The 22,372-nt window shown below is 61.3% G+C and carries 25 protein-coding genes; 17 read left to right on the forward strand and 8 right to left on the reverse strand.

Annotated features, from left to right (window positions below):
• Positions 1-53: 53 nt before the first annotated feature.
• Positions 54-614 carry a hypothetical protein gene (locus HX830_RS25690; RefSeq protein WP_152737514.1) on the reverse strand — a complete coding sequence of 187 codons (561 nt, stop codon included), beginning with the start codon at positions 612-614 and terminating at the stop codon, positions 54-56.
• A 609-nt stretch (positions 615-1,223) separates the two neighbouring features.
• On the opposite strand from HX830_RS25690, the gene pbpG reads away from it, so the two are divergent.
• The 3 genes from pbpG (at position 1,224) to HX830_RS25705 (ending at position 5,754) form a co-directional block, all read left to right on the forward strand.
• Positions 1,224-2,150: a D-alanyl-D-alanine endopeptidase gene (pbpG, locus tag HX830_RS25695; RefSeq protein ID WP_177103416.1), complete on the forward strand. Its 927-nt coding sequence runs from the start codon at positions 1,224-1,226 to the stop codon at positions 2,148-2,150.
• Between the two features lie 243 nt (positions 2,151-2,393).
• The gene (locus HX830_RS25700; protein ID WP_371317544.1) at positions 2,394-4,925 is read left to right on the forward strand and encodes a hypothetical protein; all 2,532 of its coding nucleotides are present in this window, start codon (positions 2,394-2,396) and stop codon (positions 4,923-4,925) included.
• Positions 4,918-5,754 (forward strand): AraC family transcriptional regulator, encoded by an 837-nt coding sequence (locus HX830_RS25705; protein WP_177103418.1) that lies wholly within the window; start codon positions 4,918-4,920, stop codon positions 5,752-5,754. The genes HX830_RS25700 and HX830_RS25705 overlap by 8 nt, the downstream gene beginning before the upstream one ends.
• A gap of 6 nt (positions 5,755-5,760) precedes the next feature.
• On the opposite strand, the gene HX830_RS25710 is transcribed toward HX830_RS25705, so the two are convergent.
• The gene (locus tag HX830_RS25710; RefSeq protein WP_103498348.1) at positions 5,761-6,348 is read right to left on the reverse strand and encodes a LysE family translocator; all 588 of its coding nucleotides are present in this window, start codon (positions 6,346-6,348) and stop codon (positions 5,761-5,763) included.
• On the opposite strand from HX830_RS25710, the gene HX830_RS25715 reads away from it, so the two are divergent.
• The 3 genes from HX830_RS25715 (at position 6,341) to HX830_RS25725 (ending at position 7,514) form a co-directional block, all read left to right on the forward strand.
• The gene (locus HX830_RS25715; protein WP_177103420.1) at positions 6,341-6,487 is read left to right on the forward strand and encodes a hypothetical protein; all 147 of its coding nucleotides are present in this window, start codon (positions 6,341-6,343) and stop codon (positions 6,485-6,487) included. The genes HX830_RS25710 and HX830_RS25715 overlap by 8 nt on opposite strands.
• Positions 6,488-6,538: 51 nt before the next feature.
• Positions 6,539-6,748 (forward strand): hypothetical protein, encoded by a 210-nt coding sequence (locus HX830_RS25720; protein ID WP_103498347.1) that lies wholly within the window; start codon positions 6,539-6,541, stop codon positions 6,746-6,748.
• A 238-nt stretch (positions 6,749-6,986) separates the two neighbouring features.
• A complete protein-coding gene (locus HX830_RS25725) occupies positions 6,987-7,514 on the forward strand; it encodes a DUF1640 domain-containing protein (RefSeq protein WP_177103422.1) in 528 nt (175 codons plus the stop codon).
• Between the two features lies 1 nt (position 7,515).
• Here the strand turns inward: HX830_RS25725 and HX830_RS25730 are convergent, their stop codons facing one another.
• Positions 7,516-8,412, reverse strand: a complete 897-nt coding sequence (locus tag HX830_RS25730; protein ID WP_177103424.1) for a LysR family transcriptional regulator — start codon at positions 8,410-8,412, stop codon at positions 7,516-7,518.
• A gap of 140 nt (positions 8,413-8,552) precedes the next feature.
• Here HX830_RS25730 and HX830_RS25735 point away from each other — a divergent pair, with 140 nt between their 5' ends.
• Positions 8,553-9,977 (forward strand): MFS transporter, encoded by a 1,425-nt coding sequence (locus HX830_RS25735; protein ID WP_177103426.1) that lies wholly within the window; start codon positions 8,553-8,555, stop codon positions 9,975-9,977.
• Positions 9,978-9,996: 19 nt separating this feature from the next.
• Here the strand turns inward: HX830_RS25735 and yfcF are convergent, their stop codons facing one another.
• Together yfcF and HX830_RS25745 are read right to left on the reverse strand one after the other, a co-directional pair.
• A complete protein-coding gene (yfcF, locus tag HX830_RS25740; protein ID WP_177103428.1) occupies positions 9,997-10,629 on the reverse strand; it encodes a glutathione transferase in 633 nt (210 codons plus the stop codon).
• A 107-nt stretch (positions 10,630-10,736) separates the two neighbouring features.
• Complete coding sequence (locus tag HX830_RS25745) at positions 10,737-11,945, reverse strand: MFS transporter (protein ID WP_177103430.1); 1,209 nt, start codon at positions 11,943-11,945, stop codon at positions 10,737-10,739.
• A gap of 108 nt (positions 11,946-12,053) precedes the next feature.
• On the opposite strand from HX830_RS25745, the gene HX830_RS25750 reads away from it, so the two are divergent.
• Positions 12,054-12,962: a LysR family transcriptional regulator gene (locus HX830_RS25750; protein WP_177103432.1), complete on the forward strand. Its 909-nt coding sequence runs from the start codon at positions 12,054-12,056 to the stop codon at positions 12,960-12,962.
• Here HX830_RS25750 and HX830_RS25755 read toward each other — a convergent pair whose 3' ends face one another.
• A complete protein-coding gene (locus HX830_RS25755) occupies positions 12,963-13,394 on the reverse strand; it encodes a helix-turn-helix domain-containing protein (protein WP_177103434.1) in 432 nt (143 codons plus the stop codon).
• Positions 13,387-13,713: a DUF4258 domain-containing protein gene (locus HX830_RS25760; protein WP_177103436.1), complete on the reverse strand. Its 327-nt coding sequence runs from the start codon at positions 13,711-13,713 to the stop codon at positions 13,387-13,389. Before HX830_RS25760 ends, HX830_RS25755 begins: the two co-directional genes overlap by 8 nt.
• 588 nt (positions 13,714-14,301) lie before the next feature.
• On the opposite strand from HX830_RS25760, the gene HX830_RS25765 reads away from it, so the two are divergent.
• The 9 genes from HX830_RS25765 to HX830_RS25805 all read left to right on the forward strand — a co-directional run bounded on the left by HX830_RS25765 (position 14,302) and on the right by HX830_RS25805 (position 21,887).
• A complete protein-coding gene (locus HX830_RS25765) occupies positions 14,302-14,583 on the forward strand; it encodes a DUF3761 domain-containing protein (RefSeq protein WP_177103438.1) in 282 nt (93 codons plus the stop codon).
• Between the two features lie 51 nt (positions 14,584-14,634).
• Positions 14,635-15,108 carry a hypothetical protein gene (locus HX830_RS25770; RefSeq protein WP_103498339.1) on the forward strand — a complete coding sequence of 158 codons (474 nt, stop codon included), beginning with the start codon at positions 14,635-14,637 and terminating at the stop codon, positions 15,106-15,108.
• Between the two features lie 115 nt (positions 15,109-15,223).
• Positions 15,224-15,793 carry a nucleotidyltransferase family protein gene (locus HX830_RS25775; RefSeq protein ID WP_177103440.1) on the forward strand — a complete coding sequence of 190 codons (570 nt, stop codon included), beginning with the start codon at positions 15,224-15,226 and terminating at the stop codon, positions 15,791-15,793.
• 261 nt (positions 15,794-16,054) lie between these two features.
• Positions 16,055-16,684 carry a CDP-alcohol phosphatidyltransferase family protein gene (locus tag HX830_RS25780; protein ID WP_177103442.1) on the forward strand — a complete coding sequence of 210 codons (630 nt, stop codon included), beginning with the start codon at positions 16,055-16,057 and terminating at the stop codon, positions 16,682-16,684.
• 78 nt (positions 16,685-16,762) lie between these two features.
• On the forward strand, positions 16,763-18,523 hold the full coding sequence (locus HX830_RS25785; protein ID WP_177103444.1) for a bifunctional alpha/beta hydrolase/class I SAM-dependent methyltransferase: 1,761 nt from the start codon (positions 16,763-16,765) through the stop codon (positions 18,521-18,523).
• Complete coding sequence (locus HX830_RS25790; protein ID WP_177103446.1) at positions 18,520-19,878, forward strand: phosphatase PAP2/dual specificity phosphatase family protein; 1,359 nt, start codon at positions 18,520-18,522, stop codon at positions 19,876-19,878. Before HX830_RS25785 ends, HX830_RS25790 begins: the two co-directional genes overlap by 4 nt.
• On the forward strand, positions 19,868-20,323 hold the full coding sequence (locus tag HX830_RS25795) for a hypothetical protein (protein WP_177103447.1): 456 nt from the start codon (positions 19,868-19,870) through the stop codon (positions 20,321-20,323). Before HX830_RS25790 ends, HX830_RS25795 begins: the two co-directional genes overlap by 11 nt.
• 9 nt (positions 20,324-20,332) lie before the next feature.
• Complete coding sequence (locus HX830_RS25800) at positions 20,333-20,953, forward strand: lysophospholipid acyltransferase family protein (protein WP_177103449.1); 621 nt, start codon at positions 20,333-20,335, stop codon at positions 20,951-20,953.
• 1 nt (position 20,954) lies between these two features.
• Positions 20,955-21,887: a phosphatidate cytidylyltransferase gene (locus tag HX830_RS25805; protein WP_100942822.1), complete on the forward strand. Its 933-nt coding sequence runs from the start codon at positions 20,955-20,957 to the stop codon at positions 21,885-21,887.
• 217 nt (positions 21,888-22,104) lie between these two features.
• Here HX830_RS25805 and HX830_RS25810 read toward each other — a convergent pair whose 3' ends face one another.
• Positions 22,105-22,362, reverse strand: a complete 258-nt coding sequence (locus HX830_RS25810; protein ID WP_177103305.1) for a hypothetical protein — start codon at positions 22,360-22,362, stop codon at positions 22,105-22,107.
• Positions 22,363-22,372 lie beyond the last annotated feature (10 nt).

Below are 22,372 nucleotides of genomic sequence, written 5' to 3' on the forward strand. Positions count from 1 at the left end.
CGCACACCCCTTTGCCCGCATTCGTTGCGGGCTTTTTTATGGGCGCGCGCTGATCAGCCGCGCTCGGCCAGGGCGGCATTGACCTGGGCCCGATGGGCGAGCTTCTGCAGGCGCTTCTCCAGTTCGATCATCACCACGCGGTCGCTGCGACCACTTTCCAACTCGTCGATCAGTGCCTGGGTCACCTGGCGCAGTTCATGGCTGATGACGATCCGGTCGTCGTTCAGGTCATCCTTGTGCGACTCGAACAGGCGATGCAGGAAATCCTCGAGAGTGCGCTGGCAGCGATGCCGGTCCGACGCCCGCAGGTGAGCGAGATTAGCGCTGATACGCCCCAGCAGGTCCAGCAGTTCGATGCCGAAATAGTGCAACCGCCGCGCATAACCCACCTCGCGCTCACGGCGTTGCTTGCGCTGCTCCTGGAACTCCTGCTTGCGCTGGATCGCCGGCACACTGATAGCCACCATCAGGCCGACCACAAGACCCACGGCCTGGATCCAGCCATACCAATCCGCCGATTTCGGAAAGAAGGCAAAGCCCAGCAACAGTACCGCCACCATCCCCGCCCAGACCACCATGGGCAGGTAATCCCTGCTGATCAAACCCTTCGGCATTGCCGGACTCCTGAGTCATTGGATCGCGTCGATTACGTCGCAAGCGCCGATGCTAATCGGTCCGCGAGGCCCGTACCACCACGTATCAGGCTGGGTACACAATTAAATAGCCATCACTTATCCGGCGTCCTGGCAAACATAGCAAAGAAGCGCGACAACGACCGCCGACGCGTCCGCAAGTCGTTTCCATTCGTGTTCCAACCGGCAGGAAACTCAGCGCGTCACGACCCCGACCAGCCCGTTCGAAAAGGCACCGAAAAGCCTGAAAATAAGAGGGCGCAATCCATACAACTGCCGCCATACGTACGCTACTATGTGTCTTATGGCCAGCATGCATCCAGCCTTCATCGCCGGCCAGTTAGGACACAGCGTTCAGGTCCTCCTGCCGACCTATGCATGCTGGCTTAGCTCACCACGGATTGGACCGAGATCAGGAAGCTCGAAGAGAGAATGGGTACAACATTGGTACAAGAGTAAATTTTGTGTCAGTTAAGCCCAATATCTACAGAGGTGTGGCAACTTTCTGAACTATATTCATAAAATGTAACGTTTTTTTGAGAACGACCCGTTACCTACGGTTTACCCATTATTTTTTGCGAGTCCATCCGCGTGAACATTCGTCATTCCATCTTCGGCCTGGTTTTTGTCCTGGCAGGCGCCGCCATCACCCCTAACGTAGAAGCCCGCGAGACCGTCTCCGCCCCCCGTGATACCCATCATCTGCAAGTCGCTTCCGGCAGCGCCCTGGTCGTCGATCTGCAAACCAACAAGACCCTTTACTCCAGCAACCCGGACGTGATCGTGCCGATCGCCTCGGTGACCAAGCTGATGACCGCCATGGTGGTGCTGGACGCCAAGCTGCCGATGGACCAGTACATCTCGGTGAACATCGCCGATACCCCGGAAATGAAAGGCGTGTTCTCCCGGGTCAAGCTCAACAGCGAGCTGCCGCGCAAGGAAATGATGCTGATCGCCCTGATGTCTTCGGAAAACCGTGCGGCGGCCAGTCTCGCCCACCACTACCCGGGCGGCTACGCGGCCTTTATCGCGGCGATGAATGCCAAGGCCAGGTCCCTGGGCATGATCAATACCCACTATGTGGAACCCACCGGCCTGTCGGTCCATAACGTCTCCACCGCCCGTGACCTCAGCAAGTTGCTGATGGCCGCGCGTCACTATCCGATGTTGAGCGAACTGAGCACCACCAGGGAAAAGACCGTGGCGTTCCGCAAGCCCAACTACACCCTGGGCTTTCACAACACCGACCATCTGGTCAATAAAGACAACTGGGACATCAAGATCACCAAGACCGGCTTCACCAACCAGGCCGGTCACTGCCTGGTACTGGTCACCAACATGGGCGGTCGCCCGGTGGCGTTGGTGATTCTCGATGCGTTCGGCAAGTACACTCATTTCGCCGATGCCAGCCGGATCCGCAACTGGATCGAAACCGGCAAGAGCGGTGGCGTACCGGATGTGGCCCTGCGCTACAAGTCCGAGAAGAACCTCAAGAGCCGCGACCAAGCGTCAAAGTAAGCCCTGATACCGTGGCCCGATTCTTCGGGCCACGTGCTGTCGTGCTCGAGTGCCTGTTCCTGCGCGCCTATCACCTGGCTGAACTGGGCCCGTCAGTCTGCCTCGCTGGCAGTGATGTGACTTCGACGGCCCTGCTCGATCAGCCACAAGCGGAGTCCAATCCGTCGCCATAAGCCCAAAGGTGCCGCCGCGCACCCAAACCGGCATAATCGCGCTCCGCCTCCGTCGAACAGGACGTCACCCGTGAGCGCCGCACGCCCCCCAACCCGCGAGAACAAAAACATCGGCCGCCTGTTGCTCGAACTGCTGTGGCTGCTCCTGGTACTGCTGGTGCCGATGGTCTTCGTCACGATCCTCCCGCCCTTGCTCGCCCTGGCCGTGGTCATCGTCTGCGCCGGGGCGATGTGGGTCTGTGTGAACGTCGGTTGGCCCAAAGGCGGACGAGCCTTTGCCCGGCTGATGATCTCGGCGGTTTTTGGCCTGGGCTTCAGCCTCGGCCGGGCACTGCCCGATTACTGGGACATCGCGGCTGCCTGCCTGGCGATTTTCCCCGGGCTGGCTTGCGTGAGCATTTGGGAGAAGCACCTGGGCCTGGTAAAGCCCACCACGCAGACCCCACCCGCTGGCAGCGGTGCCAGTGCCTGGGGTGGCCAGGAGCCAACACTGACGCCCGAAGGCGAGCCGATCCGGGTGTTCAACCACGGCGAAATCGCCATGGGCGGCCCGGTGATGTGCGACTACCTGTTTCCCGACGGCACCCTGCTCGAAGGACTGGGCGCCTCGGCGCGCTTTTCCAGTGACGCCCGCTACTTCGCCGCCCCCATTCCGTCGCGCAGCAGTTGGGGCCTGGTAATCCTCGACCGCACCTTGCACCGCCTCTATCGCTGCCAGGCGGATCAGTTCTGGGAACTGGACACTTTCAATGAGCAAGGCCTCGGTGGGCGTTACAGTCCGTTGGTGGACAACGGTTCCCACCAGCACTCCCTTGAAGAGTTATTGCAAGACGCCCAAGCCATCGACCTGCTCCCAGTCAGCGATCTCTGGCTGGAACCGGGCAACTGGCAACAAGCCCTGGCCCGGCAACAGATCGAATATCGCTCCCCCGATGGTCGGCATCGGCTAAATGGCCAACTGACCCTGCCCGATAGCCTGAGGGAACTGGACCAACCGACCCACCCGATCAACCATCCCGATTACCGGCTCAGCGTCGATAACGCCCCTTCATTCTTGTTGATCTCGGCCCAGACGCCGATTGTCTGGAGCGCTGACAACCGCAGCCTGATCTGTCGGGCCCGCACACTGGACTCGTCAGAGCCGCACCAAGCGCTATGGCTCTGGCAGCAGGATCGGGGCTGGCGCCCCCTGCGCAGCCCCTGGAGCCGCGACAACCGCAGCCCTAGCGGATACTGGAGCCAACCGGTGGCGCTGGACGAGCAGCAGGTCTGGCTGGAGAGCGAGCTGCCGCTGTCGCAACCCGACAACGGACATTACGGCTACCAGTTGCACAGTATCCACAGTGACTCGCAGATTCTGGTCGGCCACGACCCTCTGGGCCGCGAGCAGACTGCCGAATGGAACAGGCCCCGTATCCGCCTGGTCCTGCCGCTGGACAGCGACGGGAGCACGGCCAGCGTAACCATCGAGTCAGAGCCGCTGGCGAATGGCACCCACGCCCACTTCACCTTGCTCCAGGACGATCAGGACGACTCAGCCGGCTACCAGTGCCGGATCGGTGACTGGACCCTGCCCGGCCTTTGGCGCCTGGATCATCGAGTGAGCGACTGCTCCCATTATCTGGCGCTGGTACCGTTTGCCCTGTATCCGGCGGTGCCCGACCGCGTGATGGTGGCCGATCCCCGGCAACATCGGCTGATCGAGAGTCCACCGATGCGGGTCGCCGGGCTGGTGGATTTCAAGGCGGCGACGCTGAGCGTCGCAGTGATTGTCGGGCGCCTGCCGCGGGACGTCGCCAGTACGCCGCTGCAACGTTTTACCGAAGCCGTCCCTGATGCGTCCCAAGCCGCCGAGTTCTGCCGATACCGCGAAGACTCGCGCCTCTACTACGAGCTGTGCAGACTGCAATTGAGTGGCGACAACCTGCAAGATTTGCCCGCCTGGCGTTGGGTCAAGCAGCCACAGATCGCCAGCGCCGAAGGCGAGTTTATCCAACCCTCCCCGACCGGCCTGGACGCCGCCTGGCTGTTCGGCACCAGTACCGAATACGGCGACGATCTGGGGCGCGGGCATATTGCTCGCCTGGGCGGACACCTGCTGACCGCTTCCGGCTGTGCCCTGTCGGACCTGGCCCCCTCCATGGCCTGGTCGCCGAAGGGACGCTACCTTGCGCTGACCCGACTCTATCTCGACCATCGCAACTTCGCTGACAGCTACAATCGCAGCGCCTGGAAACTCCTGCTGCTGGATGTCGAGGCACACACCTTGCGCACCGCACCCGGCTGGCTGGGCAACCGACCACAGCTCATCGACTTTGCTGCCGACGCCCTGCACTTGCGCCAGTTCGAAGCGGACTGGGATCAGCGGGATGGCTCCGACCCGGGTACTCGTGTGAAGATCGCCTTGAAAGAGATACTGGAGTGGCCGTGCGAACCCTTGCAACTGCAAGCAGGCCTCTGGCTGACAGCCGCCGAGGCGGCTCATGCCCAGGCTTGGCAAACCCTGGAAAGACCGGAACCGCTTCGACTTCTGCAGGAACAGGCTACGCTACAGACCAGTCGCCGCCCCGAATCATCTCGCACCGGACCCGCTCATGAGTAAATCGTCCTCAACCGTCCCTGATGACAAGGCCCCCTACTTCTGGCGGGACGAACGCCTGCCCTTCATCGAGGCCCGCTCGATCCAGGACGGCCGCAAGGTCTGCTATTCCCGGCATTCCCACGAACACTTCTCGATCGGTGCGATCACCCACGGCCAGAGCACCTACATCAACGAGCAGAACCAATGGCGGGTCGCGGCCGGCACCGTGGTGCTGATGAATCCGGGTGAGGTGCATGCCTGCAACCCCATCGAAGACCAGCCCTGGGCCTATCGCATGTTCTATGTCGAAATAGCCTGGCTGACATCACTGCAACATGAACTGGGGTTCAGCCCGGATCTGGACTTCCGGGCATTTTCCACGCCCCATACCCGCGATCCGGCACTCTATGAAGGCTTGAACAGCCTGTACGAAACCCTGGTGGACGACGAGCTCGCGCTCCTGGAAAAACAGTGCGCCCTGGTCGAGTTCTTCACCCTGCTGCAGCACCGTTTGAACCCGGCGCCACGGCCGGCTCGGGAGATCAACCAGAAACTGGAACGGGCTGCGGCCTACATTCATAAACACTGCACCGAAGCCCTGAAGCTGGAAGACATCTGCCAGGCCGCGCAGTTGTCGGCGTCGTACCTGACCCGCGCCTTCAAACAGCATTACGGCATGACGCCCCACGCCTTCCTGGTCAACCGGCGCATCCAGTACGCACGCAATCGGCTGCGCCGTGGCGGCCTGATCGCCGACGTCGCGCTGGAGGCCGGCTTCGCCGACCAGGCGCACTTCCAACGGGCATTCAAACAACACCTGGCCGCGACACCGGGGCAGTATCGCGGTTGATTCGCCTCAAGGCAGCAACAGGTAGATCGCGCTGAGGGCCAGCAACAAGGCCATCAGCCGATTGAACAGGCGCATGCCCTTGGGATTGTCCAGATAGTGCCGCAGAAAGGTTCCGGCAAATCCCCAACAGGCAATCGAGCCGTAGCAGATCACGAAGTACACCGCCGCGAATTGCCACACCAACCGCGCTTCGCCATTGGCCGCAAACGCCCCCATCCCCGCCACGCAGGCCAGCCAGGCCTTGGGATTGAGCCACTGCATCACCGCGCCGACCGTCATCGTCGGCTGTTTGCCGGACTGGCTGGTATTGAGACCGCCATCGTCGAGCGCCAGCTTCAAGGCCATGTACAACAGGAACGCCACACCGGCCAGCTGGATCACCCGGGTCAAACTCGGCACGAACAACAGCAGCTCATTCAACCCGAGGCCGATCAGGACCAGCAACAGGGTGAAGCCCAGGGTCGCGCCCGTCACGTGCCGCAAGCTGGCACGCCAGCCGAACTGTGCACCGGCGCTCAGGGCCACGATATTGACCGGGCCGGGGGTGATGGAAGAGGCCAGCGCAAAGGCCGCCATGGAAACAAGAATGCTCATCGTCTACCTTCTGCATGAGTGGATGTCGGGGCTGAAGGTACCCATGCGCACGGGCGGCGGTATTGAAGAAAACTCCCCTGTACAGCCTTTTGCCCCACAGACGAAATGTTTCATCCAGCAAAGCGTTCAAGCGGCGTAAGATGAACAAGGTGTTAATCGTGCATCGTATCCAGCCAGGGGAAACCGAACCATGAAGCCGAACCTCGTCAAAGTCGCGCTGGTAATGAGCGCCCTGCTGTTGAGCGCCTGCTCCGGCACGAGCACGATGACCAGCAACAGTGCCTGCTATACCGAAAGCTGTAACCAGCACTACGACAGCAAACCGGTCACCCAGAGTTTTGGCGCCTCGAACCTGGGCAGCAGCTTCCGTGAGTACGGCACCAGCATGCTGCGCGACTAAGTTCAATCGCTGATCAACGGCTGGCTGCATCCCCCGGCAGCCACGTTGATTTGCACGCAAAAAGCCAGGCCTGGTCCTGCTATCTCATAGGAAATGTCCGACTTTCCACTCCCTAGCTTTACGTCGATTATCTGAATCTGGACCGCTGCCCCCGACAGCGCCTGCCCAGCCCTCGCTTTTGACGGGAGCCTGCCGTCAGGCGGTGCCTTCTGGTCACTTGTCCCTTGCAGGAGATACGATGAAGCTATCGATGAACTTATACGACGCACTGACGAGCATCAGCGTCCCTCCGAACAAGGCCAAGGCGGTTGTAAATGCCTGGGAGTCGGATATGGAAAAATTCGCGACAAAGTCTGATCTGCTCCGCACCGAGACCCAGTTGCAAACGTCGATTACGGAATTGGGCTCAGAAGTTCGCTCACTGGGCACCGAACTGCGCGCACTGATCAATGAACAGGGTGCAGAACTGCGAGCCTCCATAAAGGAGCAAGGCGCGGAACTGCGAGAGTCCATGACGAAGCAAGGCACAGAACTGCGAGAAGCCATGACGAAGCAGGGCGCGGAGCTGCGAGAGGCCATGACGAAGCAAGGCGCAGAACTGCGAGAGGCCATTACAGAACAAGGTGCAAAATTCCAGGTATCCGTTGCTGAAATGGACTCACAGAACAAGATCCTGCGCTGGCAGCTCAGCATCCTGCTCGTCTGCATCACCATTCCCCTGCTCAAGCTGGCTTACGATATGCTGATCAAGTTCACCTTGAACTGAGTCACTTCAGCTGCGCGCAGACTTGCCGAAGGCACCCGCGCAGCCAGCGGTGCGCGGGATCGGCATCCAGCCGCGGATGCCAGAGCATGGCAACCGTGAACGTCGGCAGCGAGAACGGAAGTTCAAAGCTGTGCATACGGGTACGCAGGTTGCCGGTGTGGCGCTCGGGCACGGTGGCGATCAAATCGGTGGATCGGGCCAGCGACAGCGCAGTCGAAAATCCGGCAACAAACGTAGCCACCTCCCGTGAAAACCCAAGCCGCTCCAGCGCCTCATCGACAGCGCCCTTGTCGAGCACTCGCCGCGCAACACCGATATGCTGGCCGGCCGCATACCGTGCAGGAGTCATTTCACCCTGACCCAGCGGATGCTCCCGGCGTACCACGCCAATAAAGCGATCGCGAAACAGCGCCTGGGTCAGCAACTCAGGACCTTGGCTGCTGCCCACCACACCGGTTTCCAGATCGACACTGCCATCGCGCAGTGGCGCGCTGTCCTTGTCCGGTTTCTGCAGGAAGCGTAGGCGCACCCCGGGCGCCTCTTCAGCGATCCGGGCCAGCAGCGCAGGACCGAAACTCTCCACAAAACCGTCACGGGTGCGCAGTGTGAACGTGCGGACCAGTTGCTTGAGGTCCAACTGCCCGACAGGTCGCAGCACGGCTTCGGCGTCCTGCACCAACTGCGCGACCCGCTCGCGCAACTCCAGTGCCCGGGGCGTGGGCACCAGGCCACGCCCTGCCCTGACCAACAACGGATCACCGGTGGTTTCCCGCAAACGCGCCAGTGCCCGGCTCATTGCCGAGGGGCTGAGATGCAGGCGCCGGGCAGCGCGCGCCACGTTGCCTTCGGCCAGCAGCACATCCAGGGTGACCAGTAGATTGAGATCGGGTGTGGACATGGACCGCCCCTTGGCATGGCCTGTTCGGATAGCGCGTCAAACGCACGAGTACAGTGCAAACGGTGCACCTTCCGCCATGTTAGGCGCCGGCGTAGATTTCTGACAGCTCCGCGTTGGGAGTGGCCGAAAAGAGAAGCCGGATGAAACCGATCACTGCAGGACCCGAAAAGCTCGCGACGAACACCGAGCCACACACACCGTCGGCACGCTGGGCACTGGCCGGCTTGTCGCTGTCGATGCTGCTGTCATCCCTTGGCACCAGCATCGCCAACGTCGGCCTGCCCACCTTGGCCCAGGCGTTCAACGCGTCCTTCCAGAACGTGCAATGGATCGTCCTCGCGTATCTGCTGACGATCACCACCCTGATCGTCAGCGTAGGCCGGCTGGGTGACCTCACCGGTCGGCGGCGCCTGCTCCTGACCGGCATCGTCCTGTTCACCCTGGCCTCGACGCTCTGTGGTTTCGCCCCCACGCTGGGTCTGCTGATCGGCGCGCGGGCGCTACAAGGCGTCGGCGCGGCGATCATGATGGCCCTGACCCTGGCGTTTGTCGGCGAAACGGTGACCAAGGCCCGCACCGGCAGTGCCATGGGCTTGCTGGGCACCATGTCCGCCATCGGCACGGCCCTGGGCCCCTCACTGGGCGGGTTCCTGATCGCCGGGCCGGGCTGGCGCGCGCTCTTCCTCATCAGTGTGCCGCTGGGTGTGCTGGCGTTTATCCTGAGCCACCGCCACCTGCCCGCAGATCGTCAAAGGACTCAGCACGAGCGAAGCGGTTTCGACCCACTGGGTACACTGCTACTGGCGCTGACACTGGCGGCCTATGCGCTGGCCATGACCCTGGGACGCGGCCACTTCGGCCTGCTCAATATCAGCCTGCTAGCGATGGCAGCCCTCGGCCTTGGCCTGTTCGTGTTGACCGAGGCCAAGGTCGCTTCGCCGCTGATTCGCCTGGTGATGTTCCGTGACCTCAGGCTGAGCGGGAGCCTGCTGATGAGCGGGCTCGTCTCGGCGGTGATGATGGCGACGCTGGTGGTCGGTCCGTTCTATCTGGCGCGAGGGCTGGGATTGGACGCGGCTGGGGTCGGGTTGGCGCTCTCAGCCGGGCCTTGTGTCTCGGCGCTGACCGGGGTGCCGGCGGGCCGACTGGCAGACCGCTTTGGCGCACAGCGCATAACGGTTGTCGGTCTGATGGCCATGACCGTCGGCTGCCTTGCGCTGTCGCTAGTGCCGCAGACCCTCGGGCTGGGCGGCTACATCAGCCCGCTGGTCGTTGTCACTATCGGCTATGCCCTGTTCCAGGCGTCCAACAACAGCGCCGTCATGGGCGAGGTCGGCACGCAGCAACGGGGCGTCGTTTCCGGCCTGCTCAATCTGTCGCGTAATCTCGGGCTGATCACTGGAGCATCAGCGTTGGGTGCGGTGTTTGTGCTCGCTTCAAAGGCAGCCGACATCACCAGCGCGTCCCCCGAAGCCGTCGCCAGCGGCATGCGGACGACCTTTGCCACGGCACTGGCACTGGTTGTCGTCGCACTGGCCGTGGCGCTGGTCGTCAAGAAAAGATAACGCTGCGCAATACTGCCAGCTACAACGCAGGACGCTGGAACCCGACCCACTCCTGCACGGCAGGCCGCTGCCATTGGCGTTGCGCATATTCCACCAGGACAGGTGGCACGTCGTCACCGTTGAGGACCAGCCGGTTGAGCATCAGCGCCAGGTCGGTATCGGCAATCGACCATTGACCGAACAGGTGCTCACGGCCATCCGCCAGCAGTGCCTGGGCGGCCGCGAACAGCTTGCGCGTCGCCGCCTCGGCCGCTGGCGACAAGGGCCCCGACTTGATGCCATAAAACACCACCACGGTGGAGCGCTCCTGCCGGATCGGTATCAGGTCACTGCGCAGCCAGGCCTGGACCTGCCGGGCCTGCGCGCGCTGTTGACGGTCCTGCGGATAAACCGGCACCTGCGGGAATGTCTCTTCCAGATACTCGGCAATCGCCGACGACTCGGACAAGGCAAAGTCGCCATGCACCAGGGTCGGCACCCGCTGGGTCAGCGACAGGCTGGCGTAGCCTTCAGCCTGGTTTTCCAGGGTGTCGAGGTCCAGGGGGATCAGTTCGAAGTCGATGCCCTTTTCCCGCAGCACGACGAAATCCGACATGGCATAAGGGCTGGTGAATTGAGCATCGACATACAGTTGCAGGCGGGGATCACGCACGACACATCTCCATATCCATAGGTGGGAGAGGACACGCTACGGGATTGGCCGTCATAAATGAAATGCATGATTTTCATGCGCGCATTCCCTGCGGGAATACCGTGGTTTCAGCGGTCCAGCGCCCTCTGTACACACCAGGACAATGGCAGCGTCAGCAGCACCATCGCCGCCAGGGCCATCACCGCGATCGGGATTCCGGTCAGGTCACCCAGTCCCCCGAACAACACCGGCGCCAACGCCCCACCGCCGATGGTTCCGGTATAGAACAGCGCAAATGCCTGCTCGCGCTTGCCCGCTTCCGACAACTCCGGCACTACACCATAGAGCACCGACGATGTCCCGTTCAGAACCAGCCCCAGCAACGGCAGCATCACCATCATGCCGGACAGCGGCAGATATACCGCCAGCACGATCAACACCGAAGTAGCCGATTCCGTCAGCCACACGGTCTTCATCATGCCGATACGCGCGCCCAGGTAACCGCAGAACAACTTGCCGAACGCGCCGCCCACGAACAACAGCATCAACGCCAGGCCGATACCCGCCGTCCCAGCCCCCTTGCTGCTCAGCAGGAAAGGCAGGAAGGTGAGAAAGCCCATGCGCACCGCGCTGTCCAGCGTGCCCGTCAGCAGCAGCGCACGCAGCCCGTTGGCGGAGCCTTTGCCTATCGGTGTCGCGGAGGCTTTCCGAGGCCCGGGCGACGTTGCCGCCTGTGTCGGAACCAGCCACCACAGCAGCGCGGCGGCAGCCAGGCCAAGTACGCCCATCAGCGTGACACTGGCGCGCCAACTGACGACCGTCAACAACAAGCCTACCAGTCCCGGGAGCAACGTCTTGCCGATATCGCCGGAAAAATTGTATTGCGACAGCGCCTCCTTGACCCCGCCACCCGCCTCATGGGTATCGGTGATCAGCGAGGATGCCAGCGGGTGCTGGGTGCTGGCGCCCAACCCACCCAGCAGCAGCGCCAACAGCAGCATCGTCAACCCTCCGGCCTGGCCGACGAGCAGGTACGCCAAGCCGGCCAGTGCGGTGCCACCCACCAACAAACGCTCTCTCCCCCAGCGTCTGGCGGCCCGGCTCGCCAACAACTGGAAACCGGCCATCATCCCGGAATAGGCTCCACGCAGCAGCCCCACCTGCGCGTAACTCATGCCGAACTGTGCCTGCCAGATTGGCAGCAACACATAGATAACATCGGTCAGGCCGTCATGCACGGCATGGGCGCTACAGGCCGCCAGCAGGGACCGACGACGTAAAGAGGTCTCGACGGGTGGCGACCCGCTCAATGTGAGTGGGCTTTTCAAATCGGTCATTGTATTAACTCACAGAGCCTCTCGTTTTATGACGAAAAGACTTTATAGAATACGCAGACTGGCAAAGACCAATACCAAATTCGAACCGATCAATACCCAAGGACCAGGATGCTCGATCTACGCAGGTTGCGTTACTTCTTGACCGTTGCCGAGGAACTGCATTTCGGCCGTGCAGCACTGCGCCTGCACCTTGCCCAACCGCCCCTGACCCGGCAGATTTCGGCCCTGGAAGTCGAACTGGGGTTTCGCCTTTTCGACCGCACCAGCCGCAGCGTATCGCTCACGCCTCAAGGCCGCGCCTTCCTGCCTTACGCCCGCTCCGTGCTGGAGCAAGTCGACCTGGCCAAAGTCATCGCCGACAAATTGGCGGCTGGCACTGCCGGTCAGCTTGTCCTGGGTTATGCCAGCTCGATTGCCCTGTCGGATATTTTCAGCCAGGCCATTCGGGCCTTCGCCCAGCGTTTTCCAGAGGTTCAACTGACATTGGTGGAAAGCGCTTCAGGTGCCCTGGTGGCGCAGATCGTCGACGGGCGCATCGATATCGGCATGAGCCGTCTGCCACCGTCCGACGGGCAAACCGAGGTCCAGTCACTGTCCCTGGGCGAGGAGCAACTGGTGGCCGCCCTCTCCAGTGACGACCCGCTGGCCGATCAATCCCAGGTGACCCTGGCGCAACTCAGTGCGCGCCCGTTGATACGCTATCCGACCGATTACGGCTCGGGGCTCAACACGATTATCGAGCACCTCTACCAACGCCATGGCCTGCCCTTGCAGCCCGGGCCGGCCGGACGGCAGATCACCTCGATCATCGCCCTCGTGGCTGCCGGCCAGGGCGTTGCACTGGTGCCTCACTGCACCCGGACCCTGGCAAAAAAAGGCGTGACCTACCGCCCCGTGACCGATCCCGACGCCTGTGCGCCTCTGCTGGTACTCACTCGCGCGCAAGGACGCAGCCTGCTGGTCGAGGCGTTCATGGGGGTGATCGACGAGCTTCGACAGGCTCAGGAGTCCGGCTGATCAGGCCGCATGAGCCTCAACCCACTTATCCTGACAATGCTGGAAAGTGGCCCCCTCATCGGCGGGGGTGCCGGGCTCGACCCTCACCGGACCGTAATTGACGTGTATGTATGCCGAAAACCATGCGCGCATCGCGATATCGGAAGCGCCTGGCACGGGGTAGCTGCCTTTTTTCTCCCAATTGGCGATGGTCTGCACGTCGACACGAAAAAGCGCCGCGGCTTCCTCCTGGACCAGATCCTGCTCCTTCCTGAGAAATCGAAACTGATGCCCTGTCATGGGCTTTTTCTGCCGAAGGATATCAAGTGCAATTGCACGATGCAGGCCTTCGACATCCTCGATTTTCACACCTTGGCCATAGGACGACTCGACAATCGTGTAGCCGTTTTTCAGATAGATACCTTCCAGGCCGCTACCTGTGTATTCAAACATCACTCACCTCCCATACGGTGACGGCGATGACCTCGCCGGGATCAAGAACCGGCTTCACCGCTGCGACCACACACACGATGTCTCGCGGGGGCAGCTCGCACATCTTGAATTCGAAGCTTTTGTGTTCAGCACTGTACGTGGGGCCTTTAATGATGACCCCACGTTGCAAGCACCTCAGCGCCTCCACCATCGTGACCCCGCGCTCCTTCAGCCGCTGCAGGAAATGATGAGTCAGGATGACGCGGTAAGAGTCCTGCGCAAGCCTGTGAACAAGACTTTCGAGCGCTCTCGGTGACCACAACGGTAGATTATCGCTCATACGAACCTATAATATTTATAGGCTGCGCAATGGTAGAGTGCAACCTTTGTTTGTCAACGTGTGTGTGAAAATACCGCCAGGACACTGACTGACCTTTGCCGCGGAGCTCGGCGTCAGCCGAGGTGGCAGGTCTGCGATGTGATTGAAATCATAGACACGGGAAGAACTTTCGCGAGCGCTTAAGTGTTTCTGTTGGTCTCTGGAAAATTGACCTTTTTTCCGCCACGCTCATTCTGAAAATTTGAGTGAATGAACTCGCCAGAGACACACAGATGAAAGATCTTTTTAATTTGAAGGATGTTTCCTAAAAGATCTCAGCCCGGAGAGTGTCAGATTTTTTGTGTGCAGGCTGGTAATGGCCTGCCGTTAGTCAGGCCTTTTTTTCACCAGGTCGGCCTTCACCGCCATCCTCATACACGAAGATCTATCTGCAACCTGCCTGAAGAGCACCGCTTACACAGCCCCCGGCGCCAAGCGCCCAACATTGCCTCCGGACTGATTCCAAATCGCTACCATCCTAATGAAAAGAAATGTACGGTAATCGCCACCGTACGAATCTCCTCCAGCACACCAAGGATCGGTCAGCCCATGAAACTCGCCTACCTGGCGCTTGCCGCCTGTTTGATTTTCCAACCCGCTTTCGCCAGGTCCGATACGGATCGTCAAGCCTTCACCCCAAACGAGTCGCAATTGATCGAGCACGGCTCGTATATCAATAAAGACGGAAACACCGTACACAGTCCCGCTCACACCAAATCAGACCGAGCTCCCGAGGGTGCCACGGCCAAGTGCCGCGACAAGACTTACAGTTTCAGCCAGCATCGGCGTGGAACCTGCTCACGGCACGGCGGTGTGATGGCTTGGTTGTAGAGAGCGTCCAAAAGACGAAGCGCTTATTCGCAACCCTTCAGGAGCCCGACAATGACGAAACCCTTTGGCATCACCCTCGCCTTCACATTGCTCCTCGCGCTATCGAATACAGCCGCGGCTGAAACAGCTCATGAATCAGCCCGCAGTTTCGTTGCCCAATCCCATGCCGGCGACGATCTCGCCGCCATCGCACTATCGGCCGCCAAGCACACACAAACCTACGGGACGCTCGTTGCGAAGCTGGGGGCTGTCGGGGCAGACACAGCCGTGTCGAGCGAAATCACTGCGCTACTCCCGCAGTACCAGCCGAAATGGGACCAGAACCTTGCCGCCGCCTATGAGAAGTCTTTCTCCTCAGAAGAGCTATCGTCGCTGGCGTCTAAAGGTCGAGACTCAAAATACGCCGGTAAAGTGATAGAGCGACAATCGGCAATCGGGAAAGACATGCAGTCCAGCTCAGGCCCGATTCTGATTTCCCTGATAACCGAAGCACTTGAGGCATGCCTTTCCAAAAACGGCTTGTAAACAAGGGCTGCGAACCACCAGCGGCACATTGACAAGGTCGATGTCCATCACAAAATTTCATAACCTTTGAGCTATCCTCGGCGCCCAGGACTCGATCTACGCCAAAGGAATGAAGATGACATTGACTGCCGAACGTTTGCTCAGCCTGGCCATGGCCAACCCGGTAAACGCTGAAATCGCCTCACGCCTGCCATCCCTCGGTTTGAGTCAATGCATGCTCACGGCGGGCTGTCTGTTCCAGGCCGTCTGGAATCAGCATTCGGACCTGCCAGCCGAGTGGGGCGTCAAGGATTACGACGCTTTCTACTTCGACAATGACCTCTCCTGGGAAGCCGAAAACGAGGTTATCCAGGCCACTCAACAGCTCTTCCAGGACCTTGGCGTCAACATCGATATCAAGAACCAGGCGCGCGTCCATCTTTGGTATGCCCAACGGTTCGGCAGAACCTATGCTCGGCTGGAGTCGGCCAAAGAAGGCATTGATCGTTACCTTATTGCCGGCACTTGCATCGGACTGGATGTTGCCACGGGTGAAGTCTATGCACCCTACGGCCTGACCGATATCGAACAAGGCCTGCTTCGGATCAATCCGGCACATCCCGAACCCGATTTGTTCGAGCAGAAGGCGAAAAGTTATCAGGCTCGCTGGCCTTGGCTGAAGGTCGTGGGAACCAACCGTTCCTAAAAACCGTATCACTTTGCAAAGATGCTCAAAGTAACTGGGCCGTCAGGCGGTCAAAATAAAGAGCGGCAGCGCTTGCGCGAGCGCATTGTGTAAAAGCCGTTCTATTTCTTAAATGCTTGGTTGCACATTTTTATCTGGAGCCTAATGTCAGAGCCGATCATTTCTGACAATAATCCACCTGTTTTGCCAATAAGCGGTCTCTCCTGCTCCCAGGATTCCCCTAGCCCCGCTCACTGCCTTCGGACAAGGACCGTCGCCACCATGCCTTCGATCTACCAACTCAAGCCCCGCTTCCAGAACCTGCTGCGTCCAGTGGTCCAACGCCTCTTCGACAATGGCACCAGCGCCAACCAGGTCACCTTGAGCGCCGCTGTAATTTCCCTGCTGGTAGGCGCCGTAGTCGCCACCTTCGCCGGGCACGCCTGGGTGTTCGTGATCATCCCCATTTGGATGATCCTGCGCATGGCCCTGAACGCCATCGACGGCATGCTCGCCCGGGAGTTCGGCCAGCAATCGAAGCTCGGCGCCTACCTGAACGAACTCTGCGACATCATCGCCGACAGCGCACTGATCCTGCCGTTTGCCTTGTTGCCCGAAGTCAGCCTGTTGGCGGTGCTGCTGGTGACCCTGCTGGCCCTGTTCAGCGAATACGCCGGTGTCTTGGGGTCGATGGTCGGCGCCTCACGGCGCTACGACGGTCCCATGGGCAAGAGCGATCGCGCATTTGTTCTGGGCGTGATCGCCACCGGCGTGGCCTTCGGCCTGCTCAATACCCAATGGATAAATGGATTATTCGTGCTGATGGCGGCACTCCTGCTGGTTACGCTGGTCAATCGGGTACGGCAAGGCTTGAAAGAAGCCGCAACAACAGCAGAACCGCCTCCCCAATAACACCCGAATCGCCAAACCGCTCCCCCAAGATAGTTGCCTCAAGCTCCCCACTCCAAGATCCGGCAAAAGGACATTGCAATGCGCGACGAGCAAACCCAGACCTTCAGTACCCATGATGGCGTCGAACTGTTTTATCGCCACTGGCCGGCCACAACGCCTGCCGCCGGCGAGCCGCGCAAGGCCATCCTGCTGTTCCACCGGGGGCATGAGCATTCCGGGCGCATTGCCCACCTGGTGGATGAACTCGACCTGCCGGACTTCGACTTCTTCGCCTGGGACGCCCGTGGCCACGGTCAGTCGCCGGGCGCGCGGGGTGACAGCCCGAGCTTCGCCACCAGCGTGCGGGATGTGCAGACCTTCTGCGATCACCTCGGCGCCACCTTCGCTATCGCCGAAGAAAATATCGCGGCCATCGCCCAGAGCGTCGGCGCGGTGATCGTCGCCACCTGGGTTCACGACTACGCGCCAAAGATCCGCGCCCTGGTGCTCGCCTCCCCGGCCTTCAAGGTCAAGCTCTACGTGCCTTTCGCCCGTCCAGGCCTGGCCCTGATGCGACGCTTTCGCGGCAACTTTTTCGTCAACAGCTACGTCAAGGCCAAGTTTCTCAGCCACGACCCGGAACGCATTGCCGCCTATGACAGCGATCCGCTGATCACCAAGGCCATTTCGGTGAATGTGCTGCTCGGGCTGTACGAAGCCGCCGACCGCGTGGTCGCCGATGCCAATGCGATCCAGGTACCAACCCAGTTGCTGATTTCCGGCGCGGACTTCGTGGTCCATCGCAAACCCCAGGAACAATTCTTCCAGCGCCTGGGCAGCCTGAAAAAAGAACGGCACGTACTCCCCGGTTTCTTCCACGACACCCTCGGCGAACGCGACCGGCACCTGGCCGTCAGCCGCGCCAAGCGCTTTATCCAACAGAATTTCCTCTCGCCGGTTAACCGCCCGGCCCTGCTCGACGCTGATCGCATCGGCGAGACCTGCGCCGAATCCGAGTCACTGGCAGCGCCCTTGCCACGCAACTCGCCACGGGATCTCTACTGGCGCCTGACCCGCGCCAGCATGGGCCTGGGCAGCAAGCTGTCGGCCGGGGTCAAGCTCGGCTTCGACACCGGTTTCGACTCCGGCAGCACCCTGGACTACGTCTACCGCAACACCCCCACCGGGCATACCGCGCTGGGCCGGATGATCGACCAGAACTACCTGAACTCCATCGGCTGGCGCGGCATCCGCCAACGCAAACTGCATGTCGAGGAGCTGCTACGCCTGGCCATGGCCCAGCTGCGCGAGCAAGGCCGCGAAGTCCGGATCGTGGATATCGCCGCCGGCCACGGGCGCTATATCCTCGAAGCCCTGCACGGGGTGACGCCACTGCCGGAATCGATCCTGCTGCGCGACTACAGCGATATCAACGTGCGTGACGGCAGCGCGCTGATCGTCGAAAAAGGCCTGGGCGATATCGCCCGGTTCGTCAAGGGCGACGCCTTTGACCGCGCCGACCTCGCCGCGCTGGACCCCAAGCCGAGCCTGGCGGTGGTGTCGGGCCTGTACGAACTGTTCGCCGACAACACCCTGGTCGGCAACTCCCTCGCCGGCTTGGCCGAGGCCTGTGAACCGGGCGCTTATCTGGTCTACACCGGGCAACCCTGGCACCCGCAGCTGGAACTGATCGCCCGCGCCCTGACCAGTCACCGCCAAGGCCAGGCCTGGGTCATGCGCCGTCGTAGCCAGGCGGAAATGGACCAGTTGGTGGAAGCCGCCGGGTTTCGCAAGATCACTCAACGGGTCGATGAATGGGGGATCTTCAGCGTGTCCCTGGCGCAACGCGTGCAAGGATGAACTGTACGCTCCGCGAAGCCGGCCTGCTGAAGCGCGCCGTGCTCTGGCTGGTCCTGCTGGCGCCATTGTTCTTCGCCAGCTATGGCTTTGCCACCTGGTACACCGCCCGGCGCAGGGATGTCGGCAGCTACGTGTTCGGTTGGGAAAGCCATATGCCGTTCTGGGCCTGGACCATCGTGCCCTATTGGTCCATCGACCTGCTTTACGGCTTGTCGCTGCTGCTGCCCAGAAGCAAGCGCGAGCTCGATCGGCACGCCCTGCGCCTGCTGACGGCCCAGGCGATCGCCGTCTCCTGCTTCCTGCGTTGGCCACTGACCTTCACCTTCCCCCGACCACCGCTGGACGGCGTATTCGGCTGGCTGTTCGCGGTACTGGCGGGCTTCGACAAACCCTTCAACCAGGCGCCTTCGCTGCATATCGCGTTGCTGGTGATTCTGTGGGTCATGTACCGCCGGCATTTCACCGGTGTCGGACGCTGGCTGGTGCACGGCTGGTTCGCGCTGATCGGTGTATCGGTGCTGACCACCTATCAACACCACTTTATCGACCTGCCCACCGGCGCCCTGGCCGGCTGGTTGTGCGTCTGGCTGTGGCCGGATGATCGCGCCAACCCATTGGCCGCCGCGCGCCTGTCAGGCGATGGCAAACGCCTCGCCCTGGCTGTTCGCTACGGGCTGGGGGCGACGCTGTTGGCCATCGCCGGCTTCGGCTTCGCCGGTGTCGCGTTATGGTTGCTCTGGCCGGCGCAGGCCCTGGCGCTGGTAGCGCTCAATTACGCGGTGTTCGGCGCCCAGGGCTTCCAGAAACGCGCCGACGGCAGCTTGAGCCCGGCCGCACGCTGGCTGTTTGCGCCTTACCGGGCAGGCGCCTGGGTCAATTCGCGACTCTGGACAAAATCCCATCCACAACCCGATCAGGTTGTAGATGACGTTTGGCTTGGGCGACTGCCAAGCCGACGCGAACTTCAGGCCGGCCCATTCGCGGCCATCGTCGACCTGTGTGCCGAACTGCCCTTGGCCCCCCAGGGGCGGGCCTATAGCAGCATCCCCGTACTGGACTTGATTGCACCGTCACCGGAGCAATGTCGCGAAGCCGCCCTGAGCATTGATGAACTGCGCCAGAACGGGCCGCTGCTGGTCTGCTGCGCCCTGGGTTATTCACGCAGCGCCACGGCGCTCGCCGCCTGGTTGCTGCACAGCGGCCGAGCGACGACGATCGATGCAGCCCTGGAGCTGATACGTGCCGCACGTCCCGACGTGGTCCTGCATCCGCGGCATCGCCAGGTGCTGGAAGCCATGCTTCAGCTCGTGCCTGGCGAAGCCGTCGCCCAATCGAGGATCGCCGATGCCCGCTAGCCTGCAACTGCATGTGGTCGCCAGCCTGCTACGGCGCGGCCGCCTGCTCGACCAACTCTCCATGGGGCTGACCGTACTGGGTGTTCTGCTGGGTCTGGCACCCTTGCTCTTCAACACCATCAGCCTGTGGTGCCTGGTGGTCAGTGCCTGGCTGGTACTGTCGGGCCTGTTGCAAAAATACTGGGCCTTCCGTGTCGCTTTCGACGCCGATCTGTTCCAACTGATGGCGCAAGATCCCAGCAACCTGAGCGACCGTACCGAAGCCCTGGACCAGGCGTTGCAGGATCTCGGCCTGCAGCCGCCGCAATCCGCAAACCGTCCCTGGACCGAGCGCAGCCGTGGCGCGCTGGACCTGCTCAAGCGCCAGGCGTTGCTGGTGCTGGTACAAATTTCCCTGCCACTGATCGTCATTCTGGCCAGCCCCTGGCTGCCCTTCGCCGGATAAGGAATCGTCATGTTCGAACCCGTGGTTGCCACCCTCATCACCTCCGGCGCCCGCCTGATCACTGGTGCCCGCAGCCTGTGGATCGGCTGCGGGCCCAATCCGGAACAGCGCATCTACTTCGCCAACCACAGCAGCCACGGTGACTTCGTGCTGCTCTGGGCCTCGCTGCCACCGGCACTGCGCAAACTCACCCGGCCGGTCGCCGGCGCCGACTACTGGAATAAAAGCGCCCTGCGCCGCTACATCATCAAGCGGGTCTTCAACGGTGTGCTGATCGACCGCGAACGCAAGGAGCCCGGGGACAACCCGCTGCAGCCGATGCTCGACGCGCTGGAGCAAGGCCACTCGCTGATCATCTTCCCCGAAGGCACCCGCAACCAGGAGGACGGTCTGCTGCCGTTCAAGAGCGGGATCTTCCACCTGACCCGGAGCTACCCACAGGCGCAGTTGATTCCGGTATGGATCGCCAACCTCAACCGGGTCATGCCCAAGGGCCGGGTATTACCCCTGCCCCTGCTGTGCACCACCAGTTTCGGCTCGCCGCTGCGACTCGAAGACGACGAAAGCAAAGAACATTTCCTGCAACGCAGCCGCGATGCGCTGCTGGCCCTGGCACCGGAGCAACACTGAAATGGATAGGCAGACCCTGATGTTGTTCGCCGGGATCGGCATGATCCTGGTGCTGGCTTCGCTGATCGGCTTTGTCCTCAAGTGGCGTACCCGAGGCACGCCGAATGCGGTCATCGATAACCTCAACGCCCGGATCAACGCCTGGTGGGTGATGGTGCTGGTGATCGGTATCGCCTTCTGGCTGGGGACCGGCGCGGTGATCCTGCTGTTCTATGCGGTGTCCTTCTACGCCCTGCGCGAATTCCTGACCCTGACACCGACCCGGCGCAGCGACTACCCGGCGCTGGTGGCGGCGTTCTACCTGGCCCTGCCGCTGCAATACTTGCTGATCTACAGCGACTGGTACGGACTGTTCTCGATCTTCATTCCGGTCTATGTGTTCCTGCTGCTGCCGATCCTCGCTTCGCTGGGCGGTGACAGCACGCACTTTCTGGAACGGGCCTCGAAGGTCCAGTGGGGGCTGATGATCGCGGTGTTCTGCGTGTCGTTCGTGCCGGCGCTGCTGACCCTGGAGATTGCCGGTTATGAAGGCCGCAACCTGCTGCTGATCGCCTACCTGGTGATCGTGGTGCAGTTGTCCGACGTGCTCCAGTACGTCTGCGGCAAGCTGTTCGGCAAACGCAAGATCGCGCCCAACCTGTCGCCGTCGAAAACCGTCGAAGGCTTTGTCGGCGGCATCACACTGGCTTCGTTGATCGGTGGCGCGCTGTTCTGGATTACCCCTTTCAATCCCTGGCAGGCGGCGCTGATCGCGTTGTTGATCAACCTGCTGGGCTTTGCCGGCGGCATCGTCATGTCGGCGATCAAGCGCGACCGTGGGGTCAAGGACTGGGGTCATATGATCGAAGGTCATGGCGGCATGCTCGACCGGCTGGACTCGGTGTGCTTTGCCGCGCCGATCTTCTTTCATCTGGTGCGCTATTGGTGGACGTGAGAGGTGTTACGGTGGGCTCGCCAACGTTTTAGCGTTGGCGGGCTGCACTCAGCTCCCCGCACCGGGTAGTCACCTCAACTACACGGTTCATCCTGCATTACAAGCGAGTCACGGACTTGCCCACCGCCGAGCGGGCCAGACACATCATCCGGTCTTCGGCGACAATGCTTCAAGCATGAACCACCGAGATGAAGATCAGGATGTCGTTCATGACGGCTCACTCTTTTATCTCATGTCTCATCGTCGCCACAACCAGATCCTCTGCAAGATCCAGGTTTACACCGTCGGGATTTTTCAAACCCTCACGACTGTACCATTCTTGATTGGCCTCCGGATGTGGACCGACAAGACTGACTGTACCTTTCCCAAAGTTATATATGGCGGCCGCGGCATCTTTATTCGGATATCGGGCAATAACGAGTGCACTCCCGCCTTCTGAATCGGTCGGAAGAACGGGGCCATCCTGGTAATACATCTCACGTTTC

The sequence above is a fragment of the Pseudomonas gingeri genome (assembly GCF_013385425.1).
Lineage (GTDB): Bacteria > Pseudomonadota > Gammaproteobacteria > Pseudomonadales > Pseudomonadaceae > Aquipseudomonas > Aquipseudomonas gingeri_D.

Bases quoted from the DNA above. Each gene is read 5' to 3' on its own strand.
- HX830_RS25710 (WP_103498348.1), bottom strand. From the start codon at position 6,348: ATGAGCATTCTTGTTTCCATGGCGGCCTTTGCGCTGGCCTCTTCCATC.
- HX830_RS25690 (WP_152737514.1), bottom strand. From the start codon at position 614: ATGCCGAAGGGTTTGATCAGCAGGGATTACCTGCCCATGGTGGTCTGG.
- HX830_RS25805 (WP_100942822.1), top strand. From the start codon at position 20,955: ATGGATAGGCAGACCCTGATGTTGTTCGCCGGGATCGGCATGATCCTG.
- HX830_RS25760 (WP_177103436.1), bottom strand. From the start codon at position 13,713: ATGAGCGATAATCTACCGTTGTGGTCACCGAGAGCGCTCGAAAGTCTT.
- HX830_RS25705 (WP_177103418.1), top strand. From the start codon at position 4,918: ATGAGTAAATCGTCCTCAACCGTCCCTGATGACAAGGCCCCCTACTTC.
- HX830_RS25735 (WP_177103426.1), top strand. From the start codon at position 8,553: ATGAAACCGATCACTGCAGGACCCGAAAAGCTCGCGACGAACACCGAG.
- HX830_RS25765 (WP_177103438.1), top strand. From the start codon at position 14,302: ATGAAACTCGCCTACCTGGCGCTTGCCGCCTGTTTGATTTTCCAACCC.
- HX830_RS25785 (WP_177103444.1), top strand. From the start codon at position 16,763: ATGCGCGACGAGCAAACCCAGACCTTCAGTACCCATGATGGCGTCGAA.
- HX830_RS25800 (WP_177103449.1), top strand. From the start codon at position 20,333: ATGTTCGAACCCGTGGTTGCCACCCTCATCACCTCCGGCGCCCGCCTG.
- HX830_RS25795 (WP_177103447.1), top strand. From the start codon at position 19,868: ATGCCCGCTAGCCTGCAACTGCATGTGGTCGCCAGCCTGCTACGGCGC.
- HX830_RS25730 (WP_177103424.1), bottom strand. From the start codon at position 8,412: ATGTCCACACCCGATCTCAATCTACTGGTCACCCTGGATGTGCTGCTG.
- HX830_RS25810 (WP_177103305.1), bottom strand. From the start codon at position 22,362: ATGTATTACCAGGATGGCCCCGTTCTTCCGACCGATTCAGAAGGCGGG.
- HX830_RS25775 (WP_177103440.1), top strand. From the start codon at position 15,224: ATGACATTGACTGCCGAACGTTTGCTCAGCCTGGCCATGGCCAACCCG.
- HX830_RS25745 (WP_177103430.1), bottom strand. From the start codon at position 11,945: ATGACCGATTTGAAAAGCCCACTCACATTGAGCGGGTCGCCACCCGTC.
- HX830_RS25770 (WP_103498339.1), top strand. From the start codon at position 14,635: ATGACGAAACCCTTTGGCATCACCCTCGCCTTCACATTGCTCCTCGCG.
- HX830_RS25725 (WP_177103422.1), top strand. From the start codon at position 6,987: ATGAAGCTATCGATGAACTTATACGACGCACTGACGAGCATCAGCGTC.
- HX830_RS25755 (WP_177103434.1), bottom strand. From the start codon at position 13,394: ATGTTTGAATACACAGGTAGCGGCCTGGAAGGTATCTATCTGAAAAAC.
- HX830_RS25715 (WP_177103420.1), top strand. From the start codon at position 6,341: ATGCTCATCGTCTACCTTCTGCATGAGTGGATGTCGGGGCTGAAGGTA.
- HX830_RS25720 (WP_103498347.1), top strand. From the start codon at position 6,539: ATGAAGCCGAACCTCGTCAAAGTCGCGCTGGTAATGAGCGCCCTGCTG.
- HX830_RS25780 (WP_177103442.1), top strand. From the start codon at position 16,055: ATGCCTTCGATCTACCAACTCAAGCCCCGCTTCCAGAACCTGCTGCGT.
- HX830_RS25790 (WP_177103446.1), top strand. From the start codon at position 18,520: ATGAACTGTACGCTCCGCGAAGCCGGCCTGCTGAAGCGCGCCGTGCTC.
- HX830_RS25750 (WP_177103432.1), top strand. From the start codon at position 12,054: ATGCTCGATCTACGCAGGTTGCGTTACTTCTTGACCGTTGCCGAGGAA.